General features: G+C 59.5%; 6 protein-coding genes. All 6 read left to right on the top strand.

The features are described from left to right. The coding region (locus EN884_RS26360) for a recombinase family protein (protein WP_164895161.1) at nt 1-511 on the top strand (511 nt) is incomplete at its 5' end. A gap of 486 nt (nt 512-997) precedes the next feature. Beyond that, nucleotides 998-1,618: a sigma factor-like helix-turn-helix DNA-binding protein gene (locus EN884_RS26355; protein ID WP_063168143.1), complete on the top strand. Its 621-nt coding sequence runs from the start codon at nt 998-1,000 to the stop codon at nt 1,616-1,618. A 701-nt stretch (nt 1,619-2,319) separates the two neighbouring features. After that, complete coding sequence (locus EN884_RS26350) at nt 2,320-2,736, top strand: hypothetical protein (RefSeq protein WP_063168144.1); 417 nt, start codon at nt 2,320-2,322, stop codon at nt 2,734-2,736. A 465-nt stretch (nt 2,737-3,201) separates the two neighbouring features. Then, the gene (locus EN884_RS26345; protein WP_127224117.1) at nt 3,202-3,666 is read left to right on the top strand and encodes a hypothetical protein; all 465 of its coding nucleotides are present in this window, start codon (nt 3,202-3,204) and stop codon (nt 3,664-3,666) included. A gap of 89 nt (nt 3,667-3,755) precedes the next feature. Next, nucleotides 3,756-4,145 (top strand): hypothetical protein, encoded by a 390-nt coding sequence (locus EN884_RS26340; RefSeq protein ID WP_127224118.1) that lies wholly within the window; start codon nt 3,756-3,758, stop codon nt 4,143-4,145. Nucleotides 4,146-4,483: 338 nt separating this feature from the next. After that, nucleotides 4,484-4,685, top strand: a 202-nt coding sequence (locus EN884_RS39090; protein ID WP_206617641.1) for a hypothetical protein, incomplete at its 3' end; no start/stop codon positions are given.

Raw genomic sequence — 4,685 nt, 5'->3', positions numbered from 1 at the left:
GCTTGAGAAGCTCACGTCTGCCGGGGCCGAGAAGGTCTTCAGCGAGAAGAGGTCCGGCTTGGACGAGACGAGGCCGGGGCTTGAGAAGGCGCTGGAGTTTGCCCGTGACGGTGACGTGTTTGTGGTGACCAAGGTGGACCGGCTGGCAAGATCGGCGGCACACCTCCACCAGATCGTCAGGGACCTCGATAAGAAGGGTGTCGGCTTCAAGGTGTTAGATGACGCCTCGCTGGACACGACCACCCGAACTGGCAAGCTCGTGTTCGGCATCCTCGCCAGCATTGCAGAGTTTGAGACGGCGCTTCGTAAGGAGCGGCAGATGGAAGGCATCGCCAAGGCGAAGGCCAAGGCAGAAGCCCAAGGCGAGCCGTGGAAGACTGGCAGGCCCGTGACGCTCGACCATGATCGGATCAAGGCCCTGAAGGCCGAGGGGCGCTCTGTGAGGCAGATTGCCAAGGAAGCCGGGTGTTCACCTTCAGCGGTCCAGAAGGTGCTGGCCGTGTTGGCCTGACGTTTCCATAAAGTATGGAGCGAGTGCTGAATAGGGAGGCGATTACCCCACCCACTAGCACAGGAGGGTGGCAGTCAGCCCACTAGCCCTACGAAGGCGCAAATAGGGTGACCACTAGCACTACGAGGGCGATAAGGCCCCCACTAGCACTGTGAAAGCGGCCCCATAGGGACACCACTAGCACTATGAAGGCGATAGGGTGACCACTAGGACCACGGGGCGATTAGACCCCATACCCCCACCACTAGCACGGTGAAGGCGAATACCCCCTCCACTAGCACTACCCAACGCTCTTCACCCAAGCTGCCCCGTGCAGTTCTCCCCTGTTGCGACCGCCTGTTGCCCTGTTCGGCTCTTCCGGGAGACAGGATGTGGCGCTTGTCGGGGCAGCTTTGGTGAGGCGCGTGTGTCCCTCTATCTGTCCTCCGATTTTGTATGAAATCACCCGTCAATTATTTTGTATGAAGCACCACGAAAGGAGCCAACATGACCGTCTTCCGTCCCGTCGAGGCGGATTTCTCCGAGGTCTCGGATCACTGGACTGCCGAGGTTGAGGCATTTCAAAGGAAAGGCCCCCGGTGGACAACCCAACGCTACCAAGAGGCCACCCGCAAGGACACTGAACGTGCGCCAGAGTTCAACCATAAGGCCACCCTCGTCCTATGTGCTGAGGGCTTCTCACAGCCCGCATCAGCGAAGGTGCTGGGGATCACCGACCGTGCTGTTCGGTCTCACCTGTCGCGCCCATGCGAGGCTCTGGAAGCTGAACGCGAGCGGATGGCTTGGCGGGGCCGTGTACAGCACCATGAGGTGACCAAGCGCGGGCGCGCTCCGTTCGATGTCTGGGCTCACCTGAAGGCGGGTAAGGCTCCCGTGGTCGCTGATCTTCTCGGCTTCGATCCGTGGACAGCCGAGGGCATCGGGGCAAGCACCCGCGAGAGGGTCGCTTTCTACATCGTGGACGGATGGTCACAGGCTGAGATTGCCAGACTGCTGGGCATCTCCAAGCAGGCGGTATCGAAGCATGCTGCCGCTATCAGGAGATTGTTCAAACCGAAACGAACCCGGAAGTTAGGAAGTCGGCCAAACCTGATTTCACAACGCTAACAATGACATGAATGGTTGACTACCTACTATAGGGCTTCCACTCAGGGACCTTCACTTCGGGTGTTACCTTGGTCAGCCCCTTCGGGTTCCTATCGTCGATAGGTTTATCCGAAGATAACACCAAGGTTCTCCTGAGTTGCTCAGGGACATAAGACACACCCTCTAGAAAACCCTCTGTAACAGAGAAACCCTAGAGACACCCTTATATCAGGATGTCATTGGTCGCTTCGCTCCGAAGACCATGGAATATGTCTCCTGAGTACCTGATCACCCTCAGTACTGCTTCGCTCACAGCTTTGGTCTATTCTCTGGGTTTCCCTTGTTCCAAGGCCATAGCCAGAGGGAACTCCAAAGGACGCATGAAGTCTGTCCACCTGATGCTTGGATGACTGATGATCTCCCTCCACAGGTCTTCACCCTTCCACGTCAACCTGAGGCGTCCCTTTAAGGGAGGCCTTCGAATGTCACCACCAACACTTACCCGAAAGGATCACAATGAACATCACCACAGGAGCCGACCCCTATCATGTCGACTGAGGCCGACCGCATTGCATGGCGAATACACGGTCGAGAATGGCGAGCAGCGAACCCAGAGCGCGCTAAGCAGATCAGCCGGGAATGGTATCACCGCAACAAGGCTCGCGTTGCCGAGGTGCGGAAGATGAAGCGAGAGGCCGCCCGTCTGGTGAAGGGGACAGCCAATGGCTGAGACAACCCGCCAGATCACCCCGGCAATCCGCGTTGTCGAGACCGACCGTGAATGGATCATTCAGGCAGCTGAAATAAAACGAACCCGGAGGCGGGGAGCGGAGCCGACCGGCAAATGGATCGACCGCGCATACATCACCAGTCGGTCAATGCTGAACTTGGAACTGAGGCGGATGGTCGGGGCGAAAGGGAGCCTTCTCGGACATGTTGAGCAAGGCGTGCTGGACTGGCTCAACAGGCTGCCGGTTCGGCATCCGGCACGAGACCGGGAGTCCAGCGTCATTGATATGCTGGAGGCGTCTACGCCAGGTAGCGAGCATGGGGAGACCTTCCATGACCACCTGCCGCTGATCGTGAAGCACGGCCCGCTTAGGTGGCGCAACGACCGGAATGCCCGCTTTGAGCCCTGACCAAATCAAGCGGGATTGGGTTTCGACCTACCCGAACCGTGAGGCAGCCCTTGCCTTGGTCGAGTGGCTGAAGGCAGACAACTGGGAGCGCGTCTCAGAGCTTGACCGGAGGCTGACAGAAGTCGGCATCGACTGGACGGGCAGTTTCCAAGAGGCTGCCGAGCGGTGCTTTGAGGTCTACGGCTACCCCGATTTGGAAGCCGTGGCGGTTGCCCGGAGGGTCGCCGAGGTGTCGCTGCGGCCGACCCGCTCAGCGCCACGGGGAGGGCCCACCGGAGTCAGCGCCGGCCGTTCCCGTCCAGTCACCCCAGCCACACCTAGCGCGCGTCCTGAAGGCGCGCAGACGATGACCTACGGCTTCACGCCACGGCGCTGATCCACCCAGCATCATCAAGCCCAACCCGCACCCGGAGCACTGACGCGCCGGGTCGATCAACCACGACCAGATTTGAAGGAATGAACGACATGAACGATTTCAACAAGGCCAGCGGCCTCATCACCACCGGCTCAACTGACATCCGCGCTCAGGAAGCGCGAGACCGACAGACCCTTGAAAACCGGGTGGCTCAGATGCGGCGTGATCATGCGCAATCCGAGAAGGACCGGCAGGAGGCGGCTCTCCAAGAGCGTATCGCCCAGCAGACGGAAGCCGGCTTGCGGGCCAATCAACAGCTTCAGGCAAAGCGAATGGGGATCGTCAATACCGGGCAGGCCATGACCGATGGCCAGAAGGCGCAGATTGCGGCAGCAAAGCCCATGAACGGCTCCGCACCGCAGGCCCTTGTGGATCAGCTTGCGGTGACCGTTGGCGGCATCCAGTTAGGACCCCAGCAAGCCAAGGACATGGCGGCTCGCGGGGAGATCAGCCAGGGCGATTACGTCGCCGCAGTGAACGCGGCTCTGGTCCCATACGGCTATTCTTTCAGGTAGCCACGGAGGCCGAGAGTGACGGGGCGGTTGATGCCGCTCCGTTGCCTACCGTGGATGGGAAGACCGACGAGACCAACGACACTGAGGAATTGACCGACGACGAGAAGGAAGAGAAGCAACATGCCGAGTTTGTGCGCATGGCCGATCAGAGCCTTGATCGCTTCAGGGACACCCATAGCGAGGCCCAGCAGCAATTCATCGTGGACGCCTATGTCGAGACCGGAGAAATCCTTACCGGCGAAGGCTACGGCATTGACGAGGTGGAAGCGGCTGTTGTCGAAACTGCATTTACTCAGCACCTCGATAGGAACGTGCTGCGGCAGCATGGGCTGACACTGGCGACGTACTTCGAGCATGTCGATGAGGCCGACTACCCGGCACTGCGCAGGGCTGCGGCCAAAGGTGAATGGCACGTCTTCCACGGGCATGCCCAAGCCATAGCAGCGGCCCGCAGAGACGGTTCGGCTTACAGCGAGTAACCATAGCAGCACCTTTCCTACCCCCGATGCATCGCCCCAAGAGGTGTGTCGGGGTTGGGATTTTCAGAGCCCAAGCCCGCCGCGCCGCGCGCGTCTCCACAACCAATCGCCCAGGGGCCTTGCGTCTCCTCGCCGACAGCCCCCGGCATCTACGCTAGCAACCGGAGGGGTCAGCTCGCCATTGCGGGGAGCCCAAGCCACTCAGGGCTTGTGTATTCATGAATGTGGTTGCTTGTTCGGTCCGCACCCGGGTCCGAATGGTATTGCGATGTATTACCTCGGACCTGACTATCCATCTCAACGCTCCTTGAGGTAGGGTATCCGTTGGGAGGCGGGAAATGTGCAAATGGCTCAAGACCAACAGTGACGCTATTCAAGCAGGATCGGCGATCCTAGGTGTCGCAGTGGCCGTCATCGGATTTTGGCTGACGATCTACCAGTTGTCCTCAGCAAACCATTCGCTGCAAGCCTCAAACACGTACACCATCCAGCATGATGCCCGGGAGATTATTAGTGAAATCATCTCGCGAGGAAATGTTC

The sequence above is a fragment of the Mesorhizobium sp. M7A.F.Ca.AU.001.01.1.1 genome, from assembly GCF_004022735.1.
Lineage (GTDB): Bacteria > Pseudomonadota > Alphaproteobacteria > Rhizobiales > Rhizobiaceae > Mesorhizobium > Mesorhizobium ciceri.
Note: the sequence above shows the minus strand (reverse complement) of the source record. Positions and strands in the feature narration are given on the sequence as shown.

Excerpts from the sequence above, each read along its gene's own strand:
- EN884_RS26355 (WP_063168143.1), top strand. The coding sequence starts at position 998 with ATGACCGTCTTCCGTCCCGTCGAGGCGGATTTCTCCGAGGTCTCGGAT.
- EN884_RS26350 (WP_063168144.1), top strand. The coding sequence starts at position 2,320 with ATGGCTGAGACAACCCGCCAGATCACCCCGGCAATCCGCGTTGTCGAG.
- EN884_RS26345 (WP_127224117.1), top strand. The coding sequence starts at position 3,202 with ATGAACGATTTCAACAAGGCCAGCGGCCTCATCACCACCGGCTCAACT.